Genomic DNA, 21,847 nt, shown 5'->3' on the forward strand with positions numbered 1-21,847 from the left:
GCTGGGTCCTTTCATCAGAGGCCACTCTCGAATTCGTCGATCTCGTCCTGGGACAGCGCCAGCAAGGAGATGTCGGACGGGGTGAAGCCGCCCGCCTCGGGGCGTTCGGCATGGGTGACCAGCGCGGTCAGCGCCTCGAACCAGTAGTCGGCCACCCGGCGCACCTCGTCCTCCTCGAGCAGCGCGCCCGGCCAGGACCAGATCGCCACCAGGGACACCCCGTCGGGGCGGTCCTGGGCGACGGCGCTGACGCCGAGGGCGTGGGCGAGCGGGCGTGCCGGGTCGCCGCCGCTGCCGAGCGTCTCGGTCGCCTCCGGCGGGGCCGCCCAGTCCTCGGCGCGGACCGCGTCGGGGTCCACGGCGGCGAACCGGCCCAGGTAGTTGAAGCCGATCTGCGGTTCGGCGAAGCCCGCCAGCTCCGGTCCGGTCTCGGGGTTGAGGTGGCGCAGCAGCCCGTAGCCGATGCCCTTGTCCGGGATGGCCCGCAGCTGCTCCTTGACCGCCTTCAGCGCGGTGCCCAGCGCCGCGCCGCCGGTGCGCAGCTCCTCCTCCGGCAGCTGACCGGGGTCCACGGCCACCGGGTAGAGGGTGGTGAACCAGCCGGCCGTACGGGACAGGTCGACACCGTCGGCGATCTCCTCACGGCCGTGGCCCTCCAGGCCGATCAGCACCGCCGACCCGTCGCCCCGGCCGCGTTCCCGGCGCCAGCGGGCCACCGCCAGGGCGAGCCCGGTCAGCAGGGCGTCGTCCACCCCGGCGTTGAACGCGGCGGGCACCCGGCCCAGCAGCGGCTCGGCCACCTCGGGCGGCAGCGTCACGGTCAGCTGGCGGGCGGTGCCCACCACATCGCGCGCCGGGTCCAGACCGCGGTCCGCCAGCAGCGGATCGGGCGTGGCCAGCACCGAGCGCCACAGCGGGAGTTCGCCGGCCCGCGCGGCGGACCCGGCCTGCTGGGTCAGCAGCCGCGCCCAGCGGCGGAAGGAGGTGCCCACGGGCGCGAGCCGCGCGTCCTCCCCCGCCGTCACCGCCTGCCAGGCGGCCTTCAGGTCCTCCTGGAGGACCCGCCAGGACACCCCGTCCACGGCGAGGTGGTGGACGACCAGCATCAGCCGGCCGGGCCGGTCGCGTCCGGCGTCGAACCACACGGCCCGCACCAGCTCCCCCGCCTCGGGCGACAGTTCGCCCTGGACCAGGGCCTGGGCGGCGGCGACCTCGTCGATCAGCCGGTCCCGCGGCACGGCGGAGATGTCCACCCGGCGGATCAGCCGGGCGGCCTCCACCGCGCCCTTGGGCGCGACCTCCAGCCGGGCCCCGGTCTCGCCGGTGGCGGGCAGCAGCCTGGCGCGCAGCATGTCGTGGTGGTCCAGCAGTACCTGGAGCGCGGCGGCGAGCAGGCTCTCGGTGCAGTCCGCGGGCACCTGGACGAGGTTGGCCTGGTGCACGCTCGCGGTGGGCCCGCCGCGCTCGTACAGGTCGAGCATGACGGGCGTGAGCGGCAGTTCGCCGATCGCGTCCTCGGGGGACTCACCGACGGCCCGGTCCTCCTCCGCGCGGGCGACCCGGGCGAGCGCCCGCACCGTCTTGTGCTTGAAGATCTCCCGCAGGCTGATGGTCAGCCCGGCCTTGCGGGCGCGGCTGGCGAGCTGGATGGAGACGATGCTGTCGCCGCCCAGCTCGAAGAAGTCCTCGTCCAGACCGACCTCGGGGACGCCCAGCACCTCCCGGAAGATCCCGGCGAGCAGTTCCTCGCGCGCACCGTCCTCGCCCCGCTCCGCCGCCACCGGTGCGGTGCGGGCGGTGCGGGCCTCCAGCGCGGGCCGCACCGAGGCCCACCAGCGAGCCGGGGCGTCGTCGCCGAGCTGCCCGACGGGGGTGCCGGGGCCGTCCGCCATGGCGCGCAGCACGCCGCGCAGCGCGGCCATCAGCTCGGCGATCTCGGTGGCGGTGAACAGGTCGGGGCGGTAGCCGAGCCGGCAGTGCAGCGCGGTGCCGTCCATACCGGCGTCCAGGGTCAGCGGGTAGTGGGTGGCGTCGTTCATCTCCACGTCCACCGCCCGGACCCGGCCGTCGTCCTCGCCGCCGAACCCGGCCCCGTCGGTGGGCACGTTCTGGAACACCAGCAGGGTGTCGAACAGCTCGCCGTGGCCGGTGAGCGGCCGCAGGTCCACCAGCCGGACGTCCTGGTGGTCCAGCAGCTCGGTCTGGTGCCGCCACAGCCGGCGCAGCAGCTCCTCCAGCGGTTCCTCCGGGTCGATGGTGACCCGCACCGGCACGGTGTTGATGAACAGGCCCACCATCCGCTCGATGCCCGGCACCTGCGGCGGACGCCCGGCCACGGTGGTGCCGAAGACCACGTCGTGGCGTCCGGTGATCCGGCTGAGCAGCAGCCCCCAGGCGGCCTGCACGACGGTGTTCATCGTCAGCCCGTGGCGGTGGGCGGTCGCGGTGAGCGCCGCGACCAGCTCGCGGTCCATATGCGCGGAGACCTTCTCCGTCATCACCGGCAGCCGGTCCGGATCGGCGGGCGCCAGCAGCGTCGGCCCGGCGAGCCCATCCAGCTCCCGCCGCCAGGCCGCCCGCGAGACCTCGGGGTCCCGGTCGGTCAGCCAGCGCAGGTAGTCCCGGTACGGGCGGGCCGGGGGCAGTGCGGACTCATTGCCCGCGGCCGCGTACAGCCGCATCAGCTCGTCGAGCAGGATCGGCGTGGACCAGCCGTCCAGCAGCAGGTGGTGCCAGGTGAGCACCAGCCGGTGGCGGCCCGCGCCGAGCCGCACCAGGGTGCAGCGCAGCAGCGGCGGCCGGGCCGGGTCGAACCGGTGGGCGCGGTCCTCGGCCATCACGCGGGCCAGTTCGGCGGCGCGCTCCGGCTCGTCGTGGCCGCTCAGGTCGATCTCGGCCCAGGGCAGTTCGCCCTCGGCGAGGATGATCTGCACCGGCCGGGTGAGCCCGTCGTGGGCGAATCCGGCCCGCAGGTTCTCATGGCGGCGCAGCAGCGCGGCCACGGCGGCGCGCAGCTCGGCGGGGTGCGGCTCACCCTCCAGGTGGAGGCCGAACTGCACGGTGTAGACGTCGAGTTCGCGCTCGCTGTAGAGCGAGTGGAAGAGCAGGCCCTCCTGGAGCGGCGCCAGCGGCAGCACGTCCACCAGGCCGGGGTGGCGCTCCTCCAGCAGCTCGACCTCGCGCTGGTCCAGGGAGACCAGCGGGAAGTCCGACGGGGACCGGCCGCCGGACCCGGCGCCGCCCGCGTGCGCGGCCAGCCCCTCCAGGGCCCGCGACCAGGTGTCGGCCAGGTCCCGCACCTCCGCCTCGTCCAGCAGCTCACCGGCCCAGGTCCACCGGGCGGCCAGCCGGCCGCCGGCGGTCGTCCACGCGATGTCCAGCGCGTACGGCAGGGGCGTGTCCGGGGCGGCGGGGGGCGTGGTGACGGCCGCGCCGCCGAGCGGGGTGACCCGGATCTGCGGGGCGGGGAAGCCGGCGAACAGGGCCGCGGTCTGCGGGTTCAGATGGCGCAGCAGTCCGTAGCCGGTGCCCTGGTCGGGCAGGGCGGCGAGCTGTTCCTTGACCCGCTTGAGCGCGGCCCCGGCCTCGGGGCCACCGGCCAGCGCGGCCGCCGGGTCCTGGCTGCTGTCCTGGTCCCCCAGCGGGTCGAGCCGCACCGGCCGGGAGACGGTGAACGGTCCCACGGTGCGGGCCAGCTCCTCCGGGGCGCGCATCCGGCCGTCGGCCGCGACCTCCAGCAGCGCACCGGCCGGGGCCGGGCGGCCACGGCGGGCCCGCCAGTCGGCGAGGGCCAGCGCGAGCGCGGTCAGCAGCACCTCGTCCGGGCCGGTGGCGAACGCCTCGGGCACTTCGGTGAGCACCGCAGCCGCCCGCTCGGCGGGCAGCGCCACCTCCAGGGTGCGGGCGGTGGCGGTCAGGTCGCGGGAGGGGTCCAGCGGCCGTGCGGCCAGCGGGGTGTCGCCCGAGCCGAGGAGACCGGTCCACACCGGCACCTCGTCCAGCCGGGCCGGGTCGGCCGCCTCCTGGGCCAGTTGTTCGGCCCAGGCGCGGAAGCTGGTGGCCACCGGCGCGAACCGGGGCCGCCCGCCCTCGGCCGCCGCCCGCAGGGCCTCGCCGAGGTCGTCCAGGAGGACGGTCCAGGAAGCGGGGTCGGCGGCGAGCTGGTGCACCACCAGCAGCAGCCGGTGCGTCCCGCCGGGCCCGGCGTCGAACCACACGGCCTGGAGCACCACACCGCTCTCCGGGGCGAGCCGTTCGCGGGCGGCGGCCGACTGCTCCCGTACGGCGGCGTCCAGCCGGTCGCCGGTCAGCTCGCGGGCGTCCACCCGCAGCAGCGCGGCCTCGGCCGGTACGGCCCCGCGCGGCAGCGTCTCCAGGCTCCAGACGTGGTCGCCGGCCCGGCGGGTGAGCCGCAGCCGCAGCATGTCGTGGTGGTCCAGCAGCGCCTGGAGCGCCTCGGTCAGCTCGGCCTCGCCGCCGACGCCGGCCGGCTCCACCAGCGCCTCGCGGCCGAGGTGGTCGGCCGGGCCGCCGGTGCGCAGCGTGTGCAGCGCCGGGGTCAGCGGGATCTCGCCGATCCCGGCGTCCGAGCCGGACCGCCCCTCCTCGCCGGTCGCGACCGCCGCCGCGGCCAGCTCCTCGACCGTGCGGTGCCGCAGGACGTCGGCGGCGGTGAACTCCAGCCCCGCCTCCAGGGCGCGGCTGACCAGCTGTACGGAGACGATGCTGTCGCCGCCGAGTTCGAAGAAGCCGTCGTCGATGGTGACCCGCTCGATGCCGAGCAGGTCACCGATCAGCTCGCACAGCAGGGTCTCCTTGGCGTCCCTGGGCGCCCGGCCCGCCGAGCCGCCGAACACCGGCTCCGGCAGGGCCGCGCGGTCCACCTTGCCGTTGGCGGTCAGCGGCAGCTCGTCCAGCGTCATCAGGGCCGCGGGCACCATGTAGTCGGGCAGCCGGGCCGCCAGGAAGGCGCGCAGCGTCTCCGGGCCCGGCGGCCTGCTGCCCTTGGCCACGGCGTAGCCGATGAGCTGGGCGCGGCCCTGGTCGTCCCGGCGGACGGTGACCGCGGCCCGGTCGACCTTGGGGTGGGCCGCCAGCGCCGCCTCGATCTCGCCGAGTTCGATGCGGTAGCCGCGGATCTTCACCTGGTCGTCGGCGCGGCCGACGAACTCCAGCTGCCCCGCGGTGGTCCAGCGCACGATGTCGCCGGTGCGGTAGAGCCGCTCGCCGGGGCCGCCGAAGGGGTCGGCGACGAAGCGTTCCGCGGTGAGCCGGGGCCGGTTCAGATAGCCGCGGGCCAGGCCCGCGCCGGCGATGTACAGCTCGCCCGCGACCCCGGCCGGGACCGGTGCCAGCCGCTCGTCCAGGACGTAGACCCGGGTGTTCCACACCGGGCGGCCGATGGGCGGGTGCACGGCGCCGGACAGCGGGTCGCTCATGGTGGCGGCCACCGTGGTCTCGCTCGGGCCGTAGGCGTTGACCATGCGCCGCCCGGCCGACCAGCGCGCGACCTGGTCCGGTGCGCAGGGCTCACCGCCCACGCCGATGGTGCGCAGGTCCGGCAGCTCGCCCTCGGGCAGGGTGGCCAGGGCGCCCGCGGTGAGCTGGAAGTGGGTGACGCCGAAGTCCCGCACCAGGGCGGCCAGCTCCGCTCCGACGGGTGCGGTGTGCCCGCCGGGCAGGACCAGCGCCGCCCCGCTGAGCAGCGTCATCGTCAGGTCGGCCATCGATACGTCGAAGCTGGGCGAGACCGCCTGGAGGACCCGGCTGTCCTCGTCGATGGCGAAGTTCTCCCGGTGGGTCCCGGCCATGCTCGCCACCCCGGTGTGGGTGACCAGCACGCCCTTGGGGCGGCCGGTGGACCCGGAGGTGTAGATCACGTACGCGGCGTGCGCGAGCGTCAGCGGGCGGACCCGGTCCCGGTCGGCCGGGTCGGTGGTCCGCGCGGCGGCGAGCGCCGCACGGGCCTGAGCGCCGTCGATCAGCAGCGGCGCCGGGCCGCCCGCCTCGGTGAGGGCGGGGCCGTGCTCGGCGGTGGTGAGCGCCAGGACGGGCCGGGCGTCGCGGGTGATGAACGCGATCCGCTCGGCCGGGTAGCCGGGGTCGACGGGCAGGTAGGCGGCACCGGCCTTCAGCACGCCGAGGGTGACGGCGAGCCAGTCCACCGACCGGGGGACGGCGACGGCGACCAGGTCCTCGGGGCCCGCGCCCCGTTCGATCAGCAGATGCGCCCACCGGTTGGCGCGCTCGTTCAGCTCGGCGTAGGTCAGGCTCTCCGGTCCGGCGACCACGGCCGTGTGCTGCGGGGTGCGCGCCACCTGGGCCTCGAACAGGGCCGGCAGGGTGGCCGGTTCGACCTCGCGGGCGGTGTCGTTCCAGTCGGTCAGGACCCGCCGCCGCTCGGCGCCGGTGAGCAGCTCGACCCGGCTGACGGGCCGTGCGGGGTCGGCGGCCACGGCGGCGAGCACGGCGCCGAACTGCGCCGCGAGCGACTCCACGGTGGCGTGGTCGAACAGGTCGGTGCGGTAGGTGATCTGGCCGCGCAGCCCGCCCGGGGCGCCGTCCGCGTCGTACACCTCGCCCAGTTCCACGCCGAGGTCCACCTTGGCCGCCGTCAGCTCCAGCTCGGCGGGGGAGGCGGTCAGACCGGGCAGGTCCAGGCGCGGGGCGGCGTTGTTCTGGAAGGCGAGGAACACCTGGAACAGCGGGCTGTGCGCGGTGGACCGGTCCGGACCGAGCTCGTCCACCAACCGCTCGAACGGCACGTCCTGGTGGGCGTAGGCCGCCAGGTCCGCGGCCCGCACCCGGCCCAGCAGCTCGCCGAAGGCCGGGTCGCCGCCGAGGTCGGTGCGCAGCACCAGGGTGTTGACGAAGAACCCGACCAGCTCGTCCAGGGCCGCGTCGGCGCGGCCGGCGACGGCCGTTCCGATGGGGATGTCGGTGCCCGCGCCCAGCCGGTGCAGCAGGGTGGCCAGGCCCGCCTGGACCACCATGAACAGGCTCACCTGGTGCTCCCTGGCCAGCTCGGTCAGGCGCCGGTGCAGCGCGGCGTCATAGCCGAACTCCACCACGCCGCCCTGGTGGCCGGGTTCGGCCGGGCGCGGCCGGTCGGTGGGCAGGGGGATCTCGGCGGGCGCGCCGTCGAGCGCGTCGGCCCAGAAGTCGAGCTGCCGGGAGAGCAGGCTCTCCGGGTCGTCCGCGCTGCCCAGCAGCTCGCGCTGCCACAGGGTGTAGTCGGCGTACTGGACCGGAAGCGGGGCGAGGGCGGGTCCGTGGCCCTCCCGGCGCGCCGCGTAGGCGGTGGACAGGTCGCGGGCCAGCGGCGCGTTGGACCAGCCGTCGCTCGCGATGTGGTGGACGGTGAGCAGCAGGACGTGCTCGGTGGGCGAGAGGGCGAACAGGGTCGCCCGCAGCGGGATCTCGGCCGCCAGGTCGAAGCCCCGCGCGGCGGCGTCGCGCAGCGCGCCGGGCAGCTGTGCGGCGGTGACGTCGGCCACCTCCAGCGGGACGGTGATCTCCGCCGGGGCGAGGACGTGCTGCCGGGGCCGGCCGCGGTGCTCGGGGAAGACGGTCCGCAGGCTCTCGTGGCGGGCCAGCACATCGCCGAGGGCCGCGCGCAGCGCCTCCCGGTCCAGCTCGCCCGTCAGCCGGATGCCGATCGGCACGTTGTACAGCCCGCTGGGTCCGTGCAGCCGGCCCAGGAACCACAGCCGCGCCTGGGCGGAGGACAGCGGGATCTCCTCGGGGCGGTCCGCCGGGACCAGGGCCGGGCGGGTGCCGGCGCCGGCGGACGACAGCCGCCGGGCGAGCGTCCCGGCGGTCGGGGCCTCGAACACGGCCCGTACGTCCACCTCGGCGCCGAAGGCCGACCGGACCCGGCTGAGCAGCCGCACCGCGCTGAGGGAGTTGCCGCCGAGGGCGAAGAAGTCGTCGTCCACGCCGACCCGCTCCACCTCGAGCACCTGGGCGAACAGCCCGCACAGGATCTCCTCCTGCGGGGTGCGCGGGGCCCGCGCGCCCGCCTCGGAGCGGAACTCCGGCTCGGGCAGCGCCGCGCGGTCCAGCTTGCCGTGCGCGGTCAGCGGCAGGGCGTCCAGCACCACGACCGCGTCCGGGACCATGTAGTCCGGCAGGGCGCGGGCGATCCGCTCGCGCACCGCCGCGCCGTCCAGCTCCCGGCCCGGCCGGGCGGTGGCGTAGGCGACCAGCCGCCGGGTGCCGGGCTGGTCCTCGCGGACCACGACGGCCTGCGCGGCCACGTCCGGGTGGGCCGCGACGGCCGCCCCCACCTCGCCCAGCTCGATCCGGTGGCCGTGCAGCTTCACCTGGTCGTCGGCGCGGCCGGCGAACACCAGGTCGCCACCGGCCAGCCGGCGGGCCAGGTCACCGGTGCGGTACATCCGGGTGCCGGGCGCGCCGTACGGGTCGGCGACGAACCGCTCGGCGGTGAGCGCGGGCCGGTTCAGATAGCCGCGGGCCAGTGCGGGCCCGGCGATGTACAGCTCGCCCGCGACCCCGGCGGGCACCGGCGCCAGGCCGGCGTCCAGGACGTAGGCCCGCACATTGCCCTGCGGGCGGCCCATCGGCACCGGGCCGCCGGGCAGTTCGTCGCCCGGGGCGATGCGGTACTCGGTGCAGTTGACGGTGGCCTCGGTGGGCCCGTACACGTTCCACACCGTGGCCGCCGGGTGGCGCTCCCGCCACCCGGCGAGCGCCTCGCCGACCAGCGCCTCGCCGCCCAGCAGCAGTTCGGTGGCGGGCGAGAAGCCGTCCGGCAGGGCGCCGAGCAGCGGCAGGTGGCTGGGGGTGGCCTTCATGAAGGTCACCGGGGTGGCCGCCAGCCGCGCGGCGATCGCGTCGTTCTCCTCCAGGGCGCCGATGAGCACCGTGCCGCCGACCACCAGCGGGGTGAACAGCGCGGTCACGGTCAGGTCGAAGGCGACCGGCGAGTGCAGCAGCGCCACGCCCGCCGCGCCCGGGTAGGTGCGGGCGGTCCAGCCGAGGTAGTCGGCCACCGAACGGTGCGCGACCACCACCCCCTTGGGGCGGCCGGTGGAGCCGGAGGTGTAGATGACGTACGCCGGGTGGTCCAGGGCGAGCGGCGCGGCCCGGTCGGCGTCGGTCAGCCGCGCGGGCTCCCGCTCGGCGAGGTCGGCAATGGTCGCGGGGTCGTCCACGACCACCCGCGGCGTGCCGGACCCGGGCAGCCCGGCGGCGACCGCCGCGCTGGTCACCAGGAGCGCGGGGGCGCTGTCGGTGAGCATGTAGGCGATCCGCTCCGCGGGGTAGGCCGGGTCCACCGGTACGTACGCGGCACCGGCCTTGACCACCGCGAGCAGCGCGATGACCAGGTCGGCGGAGCGCTCCATGGCCACCGCGACGCACCGCTCGGGGCCCGCGCCGCGTTCGGCCAGCAGCCGGGCGAGCCGGTTGGCGCGCTGATCGACCTCGGCGTAGGACAGTTCGGTGCCGTCGAAGAAGAGCGCGGGCGCGTCCGGTGTGCGGTCGGCCTGCGCCTCGAACAGCTCCGGGAGGGTCGCGGTCGGCTCGGGGGCGGTGGGGCCCGCCCACTGGGACTCAAGCAGCCGCCGCTCGTCCTCGCCGAGCAGGTCGAGCCGGCCGACGGGGAGTTCCGGGGTGGCGGCGACGGTCTCCAGCAGCCGCCGCAGCCGTGCGGTGAGGGCCGTGGCGGTGGCGGTATCGATCACATCGGGGCGGTGGTACCAGTTGAGCACCATGCGCCGCTCGTCCCGCATCACCACGATGCCCAGCGGATAGTGGTTGTCGCCCTTGGTGTCGACCTCGGACAGGGTGAGGCCGGCCACCGGCTCGTCCGATCCGCCGGAGGGGAAGTTCTCGAAGACCACGGCGGTGTCGAACAGCGTGCCCAGCCCGGTGAGCCGCTGGAGATCGGCCAGGCCGAGGTAGTGGTGGCCCATCAGCTCCACCCGGCGCTCCTGCACCGCGGCCAGGGTGTCCAGCAGGGAGGCGGCCGGGTCGACCCGCACCCGCACCGGCACGGTGTTGCTGAACAGCCCCACCATGGACTCCACGCCGGGCAGCTCCGGCGGGCGGCCCGAGACCGTCTCGCCGAACAGCACGTCGTCCCGCCCGGTCAGCCGGGCCAGCAGGATGCCCCAGGCGCCCTGCACCACGGCGTTCATGGTCAGGCCGTGCCGGCCGGCCAGCGCGCCCAGCGCGGCGGTCAGCTCCTCGGGCAGCTCGTCCACGATCCGCCCCGGCAGCACCGCCTCGCGGCCCGCGGCGCCGGGCGCCACCAGCGTCGGCTCGTCCACCCCGGCCAGCGCGGTGCGCCAGGCGTCCTCGGCCGCGCCCCGGTCCTGCCGGGACAGCCAGGCCAGGTAGTCCCGGTACGGGCTGACCGGCGGCAGCGCCGCGTCATCGCCGCCGCTGCCGTACAGGGCGAACAGCTCACCCGCGAGCACCGGCGCCGACCAGCCGTCCAGCAGCAGGTGGTGGGCGGCGAACAGCAGCCGGTGGGTGTCCGCGCCGAGCCGGATCAGGGTGAAGCGCAGCATCGGGGGGCGCTTGGGGTCGAAGCGGTGGGCCCGCTCGGCCCGCAGCAGCCGGTCCAGTTCGGCCTCCCGCTCGTCCGCGCCGAGTCCGGTCAGGTCGATCTCGTACCAGGGCAGCTCGGCCTCGCGCGGGATCAGCTGGAGGGGCCGGCCGTCGGCGGTGTGGTGGAACCCGGCCCGCAGGTTGTCGTGGCGGCGCAGCAGCCCGGCGACGGCGGCGCGCAGCGCGGCCACGTCCAGGCGGCCGGTCACGTCCACGGCGAGCCGGGTGATGTAGACGTCCTCGGCGTCCTGGTCGTACTCGGTGTGGAAGAGCAGCCCCTCCTGGAGCGGGGAGAGCGGCAGGATGTCGGCCAGCCCCGGCTGGGCGGCCGCCAGCCGGTCGATCTCCTCCTGTGCCACGGAGACCAGGGGCAGGTCGGACGGGGTGAGCCCGCCGCCCTCCGGCCGGTCGGCGTGGGCGACCAGCGCCCGCAGCGCGTCGAACCAGCCGTGCGCCAGCTCCGCGACCCGGTCCTCGTCCAGCAGCTCGCCCGGCCAGGTCCAGGTGACGGACAGCCGGGGCCCGTCGGCGTGGGTCTCGGTCACCGCGTTGACGGTGAGGGTGTACGGCAGCGGGGTCGCCCGGTCGGCGCCGCCGCCCAGGCCGCCCGCCGCCGGGTCGTCCCCGGCGTCCCCCGCGTCGCCGATGCGGCCCAGGTAGTTGAAGCCGATCTGCGGTTCGGCGTACTTGGCGAGCGTCACGGCGGTGCGCGGGTTGAGGTAGCGCAGCAGGCCGTAGCCGATGCCGTGGTCGGGGATGGCCCGCAGCTGCTCCTTGACCCGCTTCAGCGCCCCGGCCAGCTCCGGCCCCGCGGCCGCCACCTGCTCCGCGGTCAGCTCACCGGGGTCGATCCGGACCGGGTAGAGGCTGGTGAACCAGCCGACCGTACGGGACAGATCGGCTCCGGGCACGATCTCCTCCCGGCCGTGCCCCTCGAGGCCGATGAGCACCGAGGAGGTGTCGCCGCGTCCGTGGCGGCGCCGCCAGCCGGCGACCGCGAGCGCCAGCGCGGTCAGCAGGACGTCGTCCACCTGGGCGCGGAAGGCGGCCGGCACCCGGCCCAGCAGCGGCTCGGTCACCTCCGCCGGAAGCCGCAGGGTCAGGTGCCCGGCCGTGGCGAGGGTGTCCCGGGCCGGGTCGAGCGGGCGGTCGGTCAGCGCCGGGTCGGCGCCGCCGAGCATCTCGCGCCACAGCGGCAGCTCCCGCATCCGGTCCGGTTCGGAGGCCGCGGCGGTGAGCTTCTGGGCCCATGTGCGGAACGAGGTGCCGACCGGCTCGGGCTCGAAGCGGCGGCCCTCCGCCGCGGCCTGGAGTGCCTCGGTCAGCTCGGGCAGCAGAATGCGCCAGGAGACGCCGTCGATGGACAGGTGGTGGATCACCAGCAGCAGCCGGCCCGGCCGGTCCGCGCCCGCGTCGAACCACACGGCCCGCACCATCCGCCCCTCGTCGGGCGCCAGCTCCGCCTGGGCGGCCTGGAACTCCTCGGCGGTGAGCGCCGCGAGGGCGTCGGGGGCGAGCCCGGCGGTGTCCACCCGGCGCAGGCAGTCCTCGGCCCGGACCGCGCCGCGCGGGGCGACCTCCAGGGTCCACTCGCCGATGTCCTCGAGCCGGCCCAGCCGCAGCCGCAGCGCGTCGTGGTGGTCGAGGAAGGTCTGGAGCACCTGCCGCACGCGCTCGGTGTCGAGCCCGGCGGGCACCGGTGCGGGCATGGCCTGGTTGAACTGTTCGACGGGGCCGCCGTGTTCGCTGAACCAGTGGATGATCGGGGTCAGCGGCACCCCACCGATCCCGTCGGTGGGGGCGGCGGCCCGGCGGGCGGGCGCCTTGGCCTCCTTGGCGACCTTCGCCAGCGCCTCCACGGTCTTGTGGCTGAAGACGTCCCGGGGGCTGAACCGCAGCCCGGCCTTGCGGGCCCGGCTGATCAGCTGGATCGAGCCGATGCTGTCGCCGCCCAGCTCGAAGAAGGACTCGTCCACCCCGACCTTCTCCACGCCCAGCACCTCGGCGAAGAGCGTGCACAGCAGCTTCTCGCGCTCGGTGGACGGCTCCCGGCCCGAGCCGGTGGGGCCGAAGTCCGGCACCGGCAGCGCCTTGCGGTCCACCTTGCCGTTGACCATCAGCGGCAGCGCCACCAGGGGCACGAAGAGCGCCGGGACCATGTACTCGGGCAGCGCCGCCGCCACGTGTGCGCGCAGCGCGTCGGGGCCCGGCACCCCGCCCGGGGCGGGGACGACATACGCCACCAGCTGCTTGACGCCCGGCTGGGACTCGTGGACGACCACGGCCGCGCCGTCCAGCTCCGGATGGCGGGCCAGCACGGCCTCGATCTCGCCCAGTTCGATGCGGAAGCCGCGGATCTTCACCTGGTCGTCGGCCCGGCCGACGAACTCCAGCTGCCCGTCGGCCCGCCAGCGGACCACGTCCCCGGTGCGGTACATCCGCGCCCCGGGCGCGCCGAAGGGGTCGGCGACGAACCGCTCGGCGGTCAGCGCCGGGCGCCGCAGATAGCCGCGCGCCAGGCCCGCCCCGGAGACGTACAGCTCCCCGGCCACCCCGGGCGGCGCCAGCCGCAGCGAGCCGTCCAGCACATACGCCCGGGTGTCCTGCACGGGGGCGCCGATCGGCGGGGTACCGGCGTCGGCCGCCAGCGGTGCGCTCATCGAGACGGCCACGGTGGATTCGGTCGGCCCGTAGGCGTTGACCATCCGGCGGCCCGGCGCCCAGCGCGCCACCAGCTCCGCCGGGCAGGCGTCCCCGCCCACGATCAGGCACCGGAAGTCCGGCAGCTCCTGGGCGGGCACGCTGGCGAGCGCGGCGGGCGGGATCAGGGCGTGCGTCACCCGGCGCTCGGCGAGCACCTCGGCGAGCGGTTCCCCGGCCAGCGGTCCGGGAGCGGGCACCACCAGCGTGGCGCCCGAGGTCAGCGCGGCGCACAGCTCCAGCACCGAGGCGTCGAAGCTGGGCGAGGAGAACTGGAGCACCCGGCTGTCCTCGGCGACCGCGAACCGCTCCCGCTCGGTGGCCGCGAAGGCGGCGAGCCCGACGTGGGTGACCTGCACGCCCTTGGGCACCCCGGTCGAACCGGAGGTGTAGATGACGTACGCCGGGCTGTCCAGGCGGACCGGCACGTCCGGCGCCGCCTCCTCCGGCCGCTCCGCCGTGGCCGCGTCGTCCACCCGCAGCACGGTCGCGCCCTCGACCGCGGGCACCACCGGCTCGTACGCGGCCGTGGTCAGCACCGCCACCGGCCGTGCGTCGCGCAGCATGAAGGCGATCCGCTCGGCCGGGTAGTCGGGGTCCACCGGCAGATACGCGGCACCGGCCTTCATCACCGCGAGCGAGGCGACGACCGACTCCACGGACCGGCCCAGCACCTGGGCCACCACCGTCTCGGGGCCCACCCCGGCCTCGGTCAGCAGCCGGGCCAGCCGGTTGGCGTGCGCGTCGAGTTCGGCGTAGGACAGCGTGCGGCCGGGGGCCTCCACCGCCACCGCGTGCGGCGCCTCGGCGACCCGCGCCGCGAACAGCTCGGGGAAGGTGGCGGGCGCCACCGCACGGTCCGTGGCGGGCCCACCCGCCAGGGTGCGCCGCTCCTGGTCGGACAGCAGCGCCAGCCGCCCCACCGGACGCTCCGGCTCGTCGATGAGCGTGCGCAGGATGCGCACCAGGCGCTCGCCCGCGACCTGGACGTCCGGCCTTGCGAAGATGTCGGGCCGGTAGTTGAGCACCAGCCGCAGCCGGCCCTCGAAGACGTGCGCCACCAGGCACAGCGGATAGTGGTTGGCGTCCAGTACGTCGAAGCCCTCGATGCGCAGCTCGCCCGCCAGCGCGCGCAGCGACTCCAGGTCGAAGGGGAAGTTCTCGAAGGCCACGTACGTGTCGAACAGCTCGCTGTGCCCGGCCAGCCGGTGGATCTCGCTCATCCCCAGGTGCTGGAACGGCATCAGTTCCATGTGCTCGCGCTGGAGCCCGGCGAGCGCCTCCACCAGCGGCCGGCCCGGTTCGGTGCGCATCCGCACCGGAAGCGTGTTGATCAGCATGCCGACCATCCGCTCCACCCCGGCGACCTCCGGCGGGCGGCCGGAGACGACCGTGCCGAAGGTGACGTCGTCCCGGCCGGTCAGCGCGGACAGCAGCAGCGCCCAGGAGCCGTGCACGGCGGTGGAGAAGGTCAGGTCCCGGCCGCGCAGCCGGGCCGACAGGGCCTCGGTCTCCGCCTCCGACAGCTCCATGACCAGCTGTTCGGGGTGGACCACCGCCCGCCCCGGGTCGACCGGGGCCAGCCGGGTCGGTGCGTCGATGCCCTCCAGGGCCTGCTTCCACACCTTCTCGGCGCGGGCGTTGTCCTGGCCGGCGAGCCACGCCAGATGCTCCCGGAAGGGGGTGACGGCGGGCAGCGCCGAGGTGTCGCCCCGGTGCGCGTACAGCTCGAAGAGCTCGCCGAGCAGCACCGAGGTGGACCAGCCGTCGAGCAGGATGTGGTGGAAGGTGCACAGGAAGCGGTACGCGCCCTCCTCCAGCCGCACCAGCAGGAACCGCATCAGCGGCGGCCGGGACAGGTCGAAGCGGTGCGCCTTCTCCTGGTCCTGGAGCCGTGCCAGCTCCGCGGCGCGGGCGTCCGCGTCGAGCCCGCCGAGGTCGGCCTCCGCCCACGGCAGCGCCACCTCGCGCGAGACCACCTGCACCGGACGGCTCTGCTTGGGGTGGAGGAAGCCGACGCGCAGGTTGGCGTGGCGGCGCAGCAGCGCCGCGGCGCTCTCCTTCAGGGCCGCCACGTCCAGCGTCCCGCCGAGGTCGAGGACGACCTGCACGGTGTAGACGTCATGGCCCTTCTCGTCGTACAGCGCGTGGAAGAGCAGACCCTCCTGAAGAGGCGACAGGGGAAGGATGTCCTCGGGGCCCGACTTCGTCATTGCAGCGTCCTCCACTCGGCTTCGAGGCCGTCGATCTCGTCTTGGGAAAGCTCCACCAGCGCCAGGTCCGACGGCGTCCAGCCGCCGGCGTCCGGCCGCTCCGCGTGGTCGGCCAGGGCGCGCAGCGCGCGGAACCAGCCGTCGGCCAGCTCCCGCACGTCCGCGTCGGACAGCAGCCGTCCGGGCCAGGTCCACATGGCCGTCAGCCGGTGGCCGGACCCGTCGCCCAGGGCGACCGCGTTGAGTTCCACCGCGTGCGACAGGGGCTGGCGGGGATCGCCGTCGCCGAGCACGGCGTCGGTCTCCGGGGCGGGACTCCAGTCGCCCGCCGAACCGTCCCCGGGCGCGTCGGCACGGCCCAGGTAGTTGAAGAGCAGTTGGGGGCGGGCCAGGCCGGTGAACCGGCCGCCCGTCTCCGGGTGCAGATGGCGCAGCAGGCCGTAGCCGATGCCCTCGTCGGGCAGGGCGCGCAGCTGCTCCTTGACGGTGCGCAGCGCCTCACCGGCCGGGGCCCCGCCCGCCCACAGGTCGGCCCAGTCCCCGTCCGCCACGCCCGGGTCCAGCCGGGCCGGGTGGATGCTGGTGAACCAGCCGACGGTGCGGGACAGGTCCAGGCCGTCCGCGAGTTCCTGGCGGCCGTGGCCCTCCAGGTCGACCAGGGCGCCGGGCCCGCCCGCGTGTCCGCGCCGCCGCCGCCAGTCGGCGACGGCCAGGGCGAACGCGGTGACCAGCACCTCGTGGACGGTGGCGCGGAAGGCCGCGGGCACGGTCGTCAGCAGCGGCTCGGTGCGCTCCGCCGGCAGGGTCATCGTCAGCCGCCTGGCCACCCCGGCGGTGTCCGCCGCCGGGTCCAGCTCGGTGTCCACCAGACCGGGGGCGGGCAGCCGCAGCGCCTCGGCCCACCGCGCCGCCTCGGCGGTCCGCTTCGGGTCCGCGGCCTGTTCGCGCAGCACGGTGGTGAAGTGGCGCAGCGGGGTGCCCACGGGCGGCAGGGCGGGGGCGCGGCCCTCGGCCGCCGCCTCCCACGCGGTGCGCAGGTCCGCCAGCAGGATCTGCCAGGAGACCCCGTCCACGACCAGGTGGTGGGCGGCGAACAGCAGCCGGCCCGGGGCCCCCGGCCCGGCGTCGAACCAGACGAGCTGGACCATCACCCCCGCCTCGGGGTCCAGCCGGCGCCAGGCCGCCTGGGCGGCGCCGCGCACCGTCTCGCGCAGCGCGGCCGGGTCCTGGCCGGTCACCTCCACCCGCCGGATCAGCTCCTCGGCGCGCACCGCGCCGCGTTCGGCGATCCGGTACGTCCACCGGCCGTCCGCCTCCCGGCGGGCGCGCGTCCGCAGCGCGTCGTGGTGGTCCAGCACGGTCCGCAGGGCGGCGGTCAGCCGGTCCCCCTCGCCCGCGCCGGGCGGCACCTGGCTCAGGGTGGATTGGTGGAACGAGCGGAACGGCCCGCCGGGTCCGCCGCGCTCCTCCAGCCAGCGCATCACGGGCGTGGGCGGGAGTTCGCCGATGCCGCCCGGCCCGCCGGAGGGGGCGGCCGGGGCGGGTGCGGAGTCCGGGAGCACGGCGGCGATACGGGCCACCGTCTTGTGCTCGAACACGTCCTTCGGCGCGAGGTCCAGGCCCATCCGGCGGGCGCGGGCGACCAGCTGGATGGAGACGATGCTGTCGCCGCCCAGTTCGAAGAAGGACTCGTCCAAACCGACCTTCGGCACGCCCAGCACCTCGGCGAACAGCCCGGCCAGCGCCTCCTCCTGCCAGGTGCGCGGCGCCTGCTGGTCCGCGCCGCCGCCGGCCGCGCCGAACCCGGGCGCGGGCAGCGCCTTGGTGTCGAGCTTGCCGTTCGGGGTGAGCGGCAGCGTGGGCAGGGTGACGAACGCGGCGGGCACCATATAGTCCGGCAGCAGCCCGGCCACATGCGCGCGCAAGGAGGCGTCATCCGCCGCCGTACCCTCGGCGGGCACCACATAGCCCACGAGCTGCCGCAGCCCCGGCTGGTCCTCGCGGACCACCACGGCGGCCCCGGCGACCCGCGGATGGCGCCGCAGGGCGGCCTCGATCTCACCCGGTTCGATCCGGAAGCCGCGCAGCTTGACCTGGGTATCGACGCGGCCGAGGTAGTCCAGCACCCCGTCCGCCCGCCGGCGGGCCAGGTCCCCGGTGCGGTACATCCGGGTGCCGGGCGCGCCGTACGGGTCGGCGACGAACCGCTCGGCGGTCAGGCCCGGCCGGTTCAGATAGCCGCGGGCCAGCTGGCCGCCCGCGATGTACAGCTCGCCGGGGACCCCGGGCGGCAGTGGCCGCAGCCCCTCGTCCAGCACGTAGACGGCCGAGTTCCACATGGGGCGGCCGATCGGCACCGGGCCGTCGGGCACCGGCTCGTCGGGCCCGATGCGGTGTTCGACACAGCCGACGGTGGCCTCGGTGGGGCCGTACTCGTTGACGACCGTGGCGCCGGGCCGCTGTTCGCGCCACCGCGCGACCACCTCGCCCAGCAGCATCTCGCCGCCGACGACCAGTTCACCGGTGGGCGAGAACTCCTCGGGGAGGACGCCGAGGAGCGCCAGATGGGACGGGGTGGCCTTGAGGAAGGTGGGCCGGGGCGCGCCGCTGCCCGGTCCCTCCAGCGCGGTGACCCGCACCCGGCCGCCGGTGATCAGGGGCGCGTAGAGCGCGGTGACGGTCAGGTCGAAGGAGACCGGCGAGTGCAGCAGCGCGCCGCCCGCCACCGACGGATAGCGCTCCGCCGCGTACGCCAGGTACACGGCCACCGACCGGTGGCTCACCACCACGCCCTTGGGGCGGCCGGTGGAGCCCGAGGTGTAGATGACGTAGACGGGGTGGTCGGGGGTCAGCGGGGCGATGCGGTCGGCGTCCGAGGGGTCGCGCTCGACGGTGCCCGCGCAGGCCCGGACGTCCAGCACCGGCACGCCGTCCGGGACCGCGGCGGCGGCCGGCGGGGCGGTCAGCACCAGCGCGGGGGCGGCGTCGGTAAGCAGGTACGCGATGCGCTCGGCCGGGTAGGCGGGGTCCACCGGCACATAGGCGGCGCCCGACTTGACCACCGCGAGCAGGGCGACGACCAGGTCGGCGGAGCGCGGCAGCACCACGCCCACCACCCGCTCGGGCCCGGCGCCCCGGGCGATCAGCTCGTGCGCGAGCCGGTTGGCGCGGGTGTTGAGCTCGGCGTAGGTGAGCGTCACGGCGCCCTCGACCAGGGCGGGCGCGTCGGGAGTGCGGGCGGCCTGGGCCTGGAACAGCTCCGGCAGCAGCGCGGCCGGCTCCACTGTGCGGGCCTGGTTGAAGCCGTACAGCACCTGTTCGTGCTCGGCCGGGGTGAGCAGGGAGATCGCGCCGAGCCGGCGGTCCGGTTCGGCGGCGACGGCCTCCAGCAGCCGGACGAACCGGGCCGCCATCAGCTCGATGGTCTCCCGGTCGAACAGATCGGTGGCGAACTCCAGCCGTCCGTCGACGCCGGTGACCGCGTCCGGTCCGGCGGGCCGCTCGTCCAGGCCGAAGAGCAGATCGATCTTGGTGACGCCGGGGTCGACCTGCTGCGGGGTGGCGACCAGGCCGGGCAGCTCCAGGGTGGACTCGGACGGCGTCTGGACGTCCATCATCACCTGGAACAGCGGGTTGCGGGCCAGCGAGCGCTCCGGGTTGAGCGCCTCGACCAGCCGCTCGAACGGCACGTCCTGGTGGGCGTGGGCGGCCAGCGCCATCTCCCGTGACCGGCCCAGGAGTTCGCTGAACGCCGGGTCGCCGGTCAGGTCGTTGCGGAACACCACCGTGTTGACGAAGCAGCCGATGAGGTCGTCCAGCGCCGCGTCGGTGCGTCCGGCGACCGCGCTGCCCAGCGGGATGTCGGTGCCCGCGCCGAGCTTGTTCAGCAGGACGGCCACGGCGCTCTGGAAGACCATGAACAGGCTCGCCCCGTGGGCGCGGGCCAGCTCCACCAGCCGGCCGTGCAGCGCGGCGCCGATCTCGAACCGCACGATGTCGCCGCGCTGGCTCATCGTGGGCGGCCGGCTCCGGTCGACCGGCAGCGACAGCTCCTCCGGCAGCCCGGCCAGCGCCCGCTTCCAGTAGGCGAGCTGGCGGGCCAGCGGGCTCTTCTCGTCGTCCTCGGTGCCGAGCACGGAGTGCTGCCACAGGGTGTAGTCGGCGTACTGGACGGGGAGCGGCGCGAACTCCGGCGCCGACCCGGCCGCCCGTGCGGTGTAGGCCCGGCCGAGGTCGCGGGCGAGCGGGGCGAGCGAGAGCCCGTCGCCGACGATGTGGTGCAACACCACCAGCAGGACGTGTTCCTCCGGGCCGAGCGCCAGCAGCCGGGGCCGCACCGCGAGCTCCGCCGACAGGTCGAAGCCCTCGGCCACCACGGCGGCCACGGTCGCGTCCAGCGCGTCCTCGGTCACCTCGGTCACCGTCAGCGCGATCCGGGCCGCCGCCTCGGCGGGGGTGAGGATGTGCTGCCGGGGGCGGCCGTCGGTGTCCGGGAAGTAGGTGCGCAGGCTCTCGTGCCGGGCCATGACATCGGCCAGCGCCCGGCCCAGCGCGTCCCGGTCCAGCCGCCCGGACAGCCGCAGCGCGAGGCCCATGTTGTAGGCGCCGCTGGGCCCTTGGAGGCGGTTGATGAACCACAGCCGCTGCTGGGTGAGCGACAGCGGCAGCTCGGCGGGGCGCGCCACGGGCGCCAGCGCCCTGCGCGCACCGCCGGCCTCCTCGGCGCGTGCCACCAGCCCGGCGACGGTGGGCGCCTCGAAGACCGTGCGCACCGACAGCTCGACGCCGAGGGTCTCCCGGATGCGGCCCAGCAGCCGGATCGCGGACAGCGAATGGCCGCCGAGTTCGAAGAAGTCGTCGTCCAGGCCGACCCGTTCCACCTTGAGGACCTCGGCGACCAGGGCGCACAGGGCCTCCTCGCGCGGGGTGCGCGGGGCACGGTAGGCCGCCTTCCGGCGGGCCTGCGGCGCGGCCGGCTCGGGCGCCGGGGGGACCCAGCCCTCGGGCAACGGGAGGTCGAGCGCCCCGACGGTGTCCTGGGGCGCGGCGTCGGCCAGACAGGTGAGGAAGTCCACCAGCCGCTGCCGGTGGTCGGCGACGGTCTCGCGCGGGTACAGGTCGGCGTTGGCGTGGAAGTCGATCAGGAAGCCGTCGCCGGGCTCCCGGTTGTCGACCACCAGCGACAGGTCCTCCTCCGGGCCGATGGAGAAGCCCCGCACGGTGCAGGGGCGGCCGGCGAAGGTCAGCGGCGTCCCGTACATGATCAGGTTGATCTCCGGGCCCCACAGCCGCTGCCGCTCGCCCACCCTGCGCAGATCGCGGTGCAGGTCCTCGTAGCGGTAGCGCTGGTGGCGCAGCACCTGGTGGAGTTCCCGGCTGACGGAGGTGAGCAGCGCGGCCACGGTGGTGTCCGGGCCGACCGCCACCCGCAGCGGCAGCGCGTTGGACACCATGCCGGGGGTGCGGCGGGCGGCCTGGTCGGGGCGGGCGGCCACGGCGAGCCCGAGCACCACGTCGGTGGCCCCGGTCAGCCGGTGCAGATACGCCGCGATGGCCGCCACGGTGACCGCGGGCCAGCTCACCGACGTCTCCCGGGCGAGCGCGCGCAGCGCCTCCGCGGTCTTGGCGGGCACCTCGCCGGCCAGTCGCACATGGTCGGTGGGGACGCGGGTGGGGCGGGCGGCCAGGCTCACCGGCGCGGTGAGGCCCGTGAGCCGTCCGGTCCAGAACTCCCGGTCCTCGGCGAACCGTTCGGACTCCCGGTAGGCCAGGTCCTGGGCCACCAGATCGCGCACCGAGCCGAAGGGGTTCGGCGCCGGCTCCGCACCGGCCACCAGCGCCGTGTACACCTCGGCCACCCGGGCCACGATCAGCGACCAGCTGTAGCCGTCCACGATGGCGTGGTGCACCCGGCTGAACCAGGTGTACCGGTCCGGGGCCAGGGTGATCAGCCCGAATGTGAACAGCGGCCCCGCGGACAGGTCCACCGGGGCCGCCACCCGTGCCAGCATCCACGCCTCGGCCTCGGCCGAGGGGTCCTGCGCACCGCTGACATCGAGCGTGTGCAGCGGCCAGTCCACGGCGTCCTGGACGATCTGGCGGGGGCCCTGGGGGCCGGGGACGAACCGCAGCCGCAGGGTGTCGGCCTCGTCCACGGTCCGGCGCAGCGCGGCCTCGAACAGCGCGGTGTCGACCGGACCGGATATCTCGACGCATTCGGCGATGCTGTACATCGGGTTGTCCGGGTTCACCTGCTGGGCAAGCCACATTCCGGACTGGGCGGCCGTCAGCGGCAAGTGGGGACCATTCTGATCGGCCATTGCCGTTCACCTCGTTTGAATAGGCTCAACGATCGA

General features: G+C 75.6%; 2 protein-coding genes. Both read right to left on the reverse strand.

The window, feature by feature from the left end; translation table 11 throughout:
- Positions 1-14 precede the first annotated feature (14 nt).
- Complete coding sequence (locus PS467_RS19285) at positions 15-15,491, reverse strand: non-ribosomal peptide synthetase (RefSeq protein ID WP_311036338.1); 15,477 nt, start codon at positions 15,489-15,491, stop codon at positions 15-17.
- Positions 15,488-21,811, reverse strand: a complete 6,324-nt coding sequence (locus tag PS467_RS19290) for a non-ribosomal peptide synthetase (protein ID WP_311036339.1) — start codon at positions 21,809-21,811, stop codon at positions 15,488-15,490. The genes PS467_RS19285 and PS467_RS19290 overlap by 4 nt, the downstream gene beginning before the upstream one ends.
- Positions 21,812-21,847 lie beyond the last annotated feature (36 nt).

This window comes from Streptomyces luomodiensis (genome assembly GCF_031679605.1).
GTDB classification, from domain to species: Bacteria; Actinomycetota; Actinomycetes; order Streptomycetales; family Streptomycetaceae; genus Streptomyces; species Streptomyces luomodiensis.

Coding starts and splice junctions, on each gene's coding strand:
- PS467_RS19285 (WP_311036338.1), bottom strand. CDS start 15,491: ATGACGAAGTCGGGCCCCGAGGACATCCTTCCCCTGTCGCCTCTTCAG.
- PS467_RS19290 (WP_311036339.1), bottom strand. CDS start 21,811: ATGGCCGATCAGAATGGTCCCCACTTGCCGCTGACGGCCGCCCAGTCC.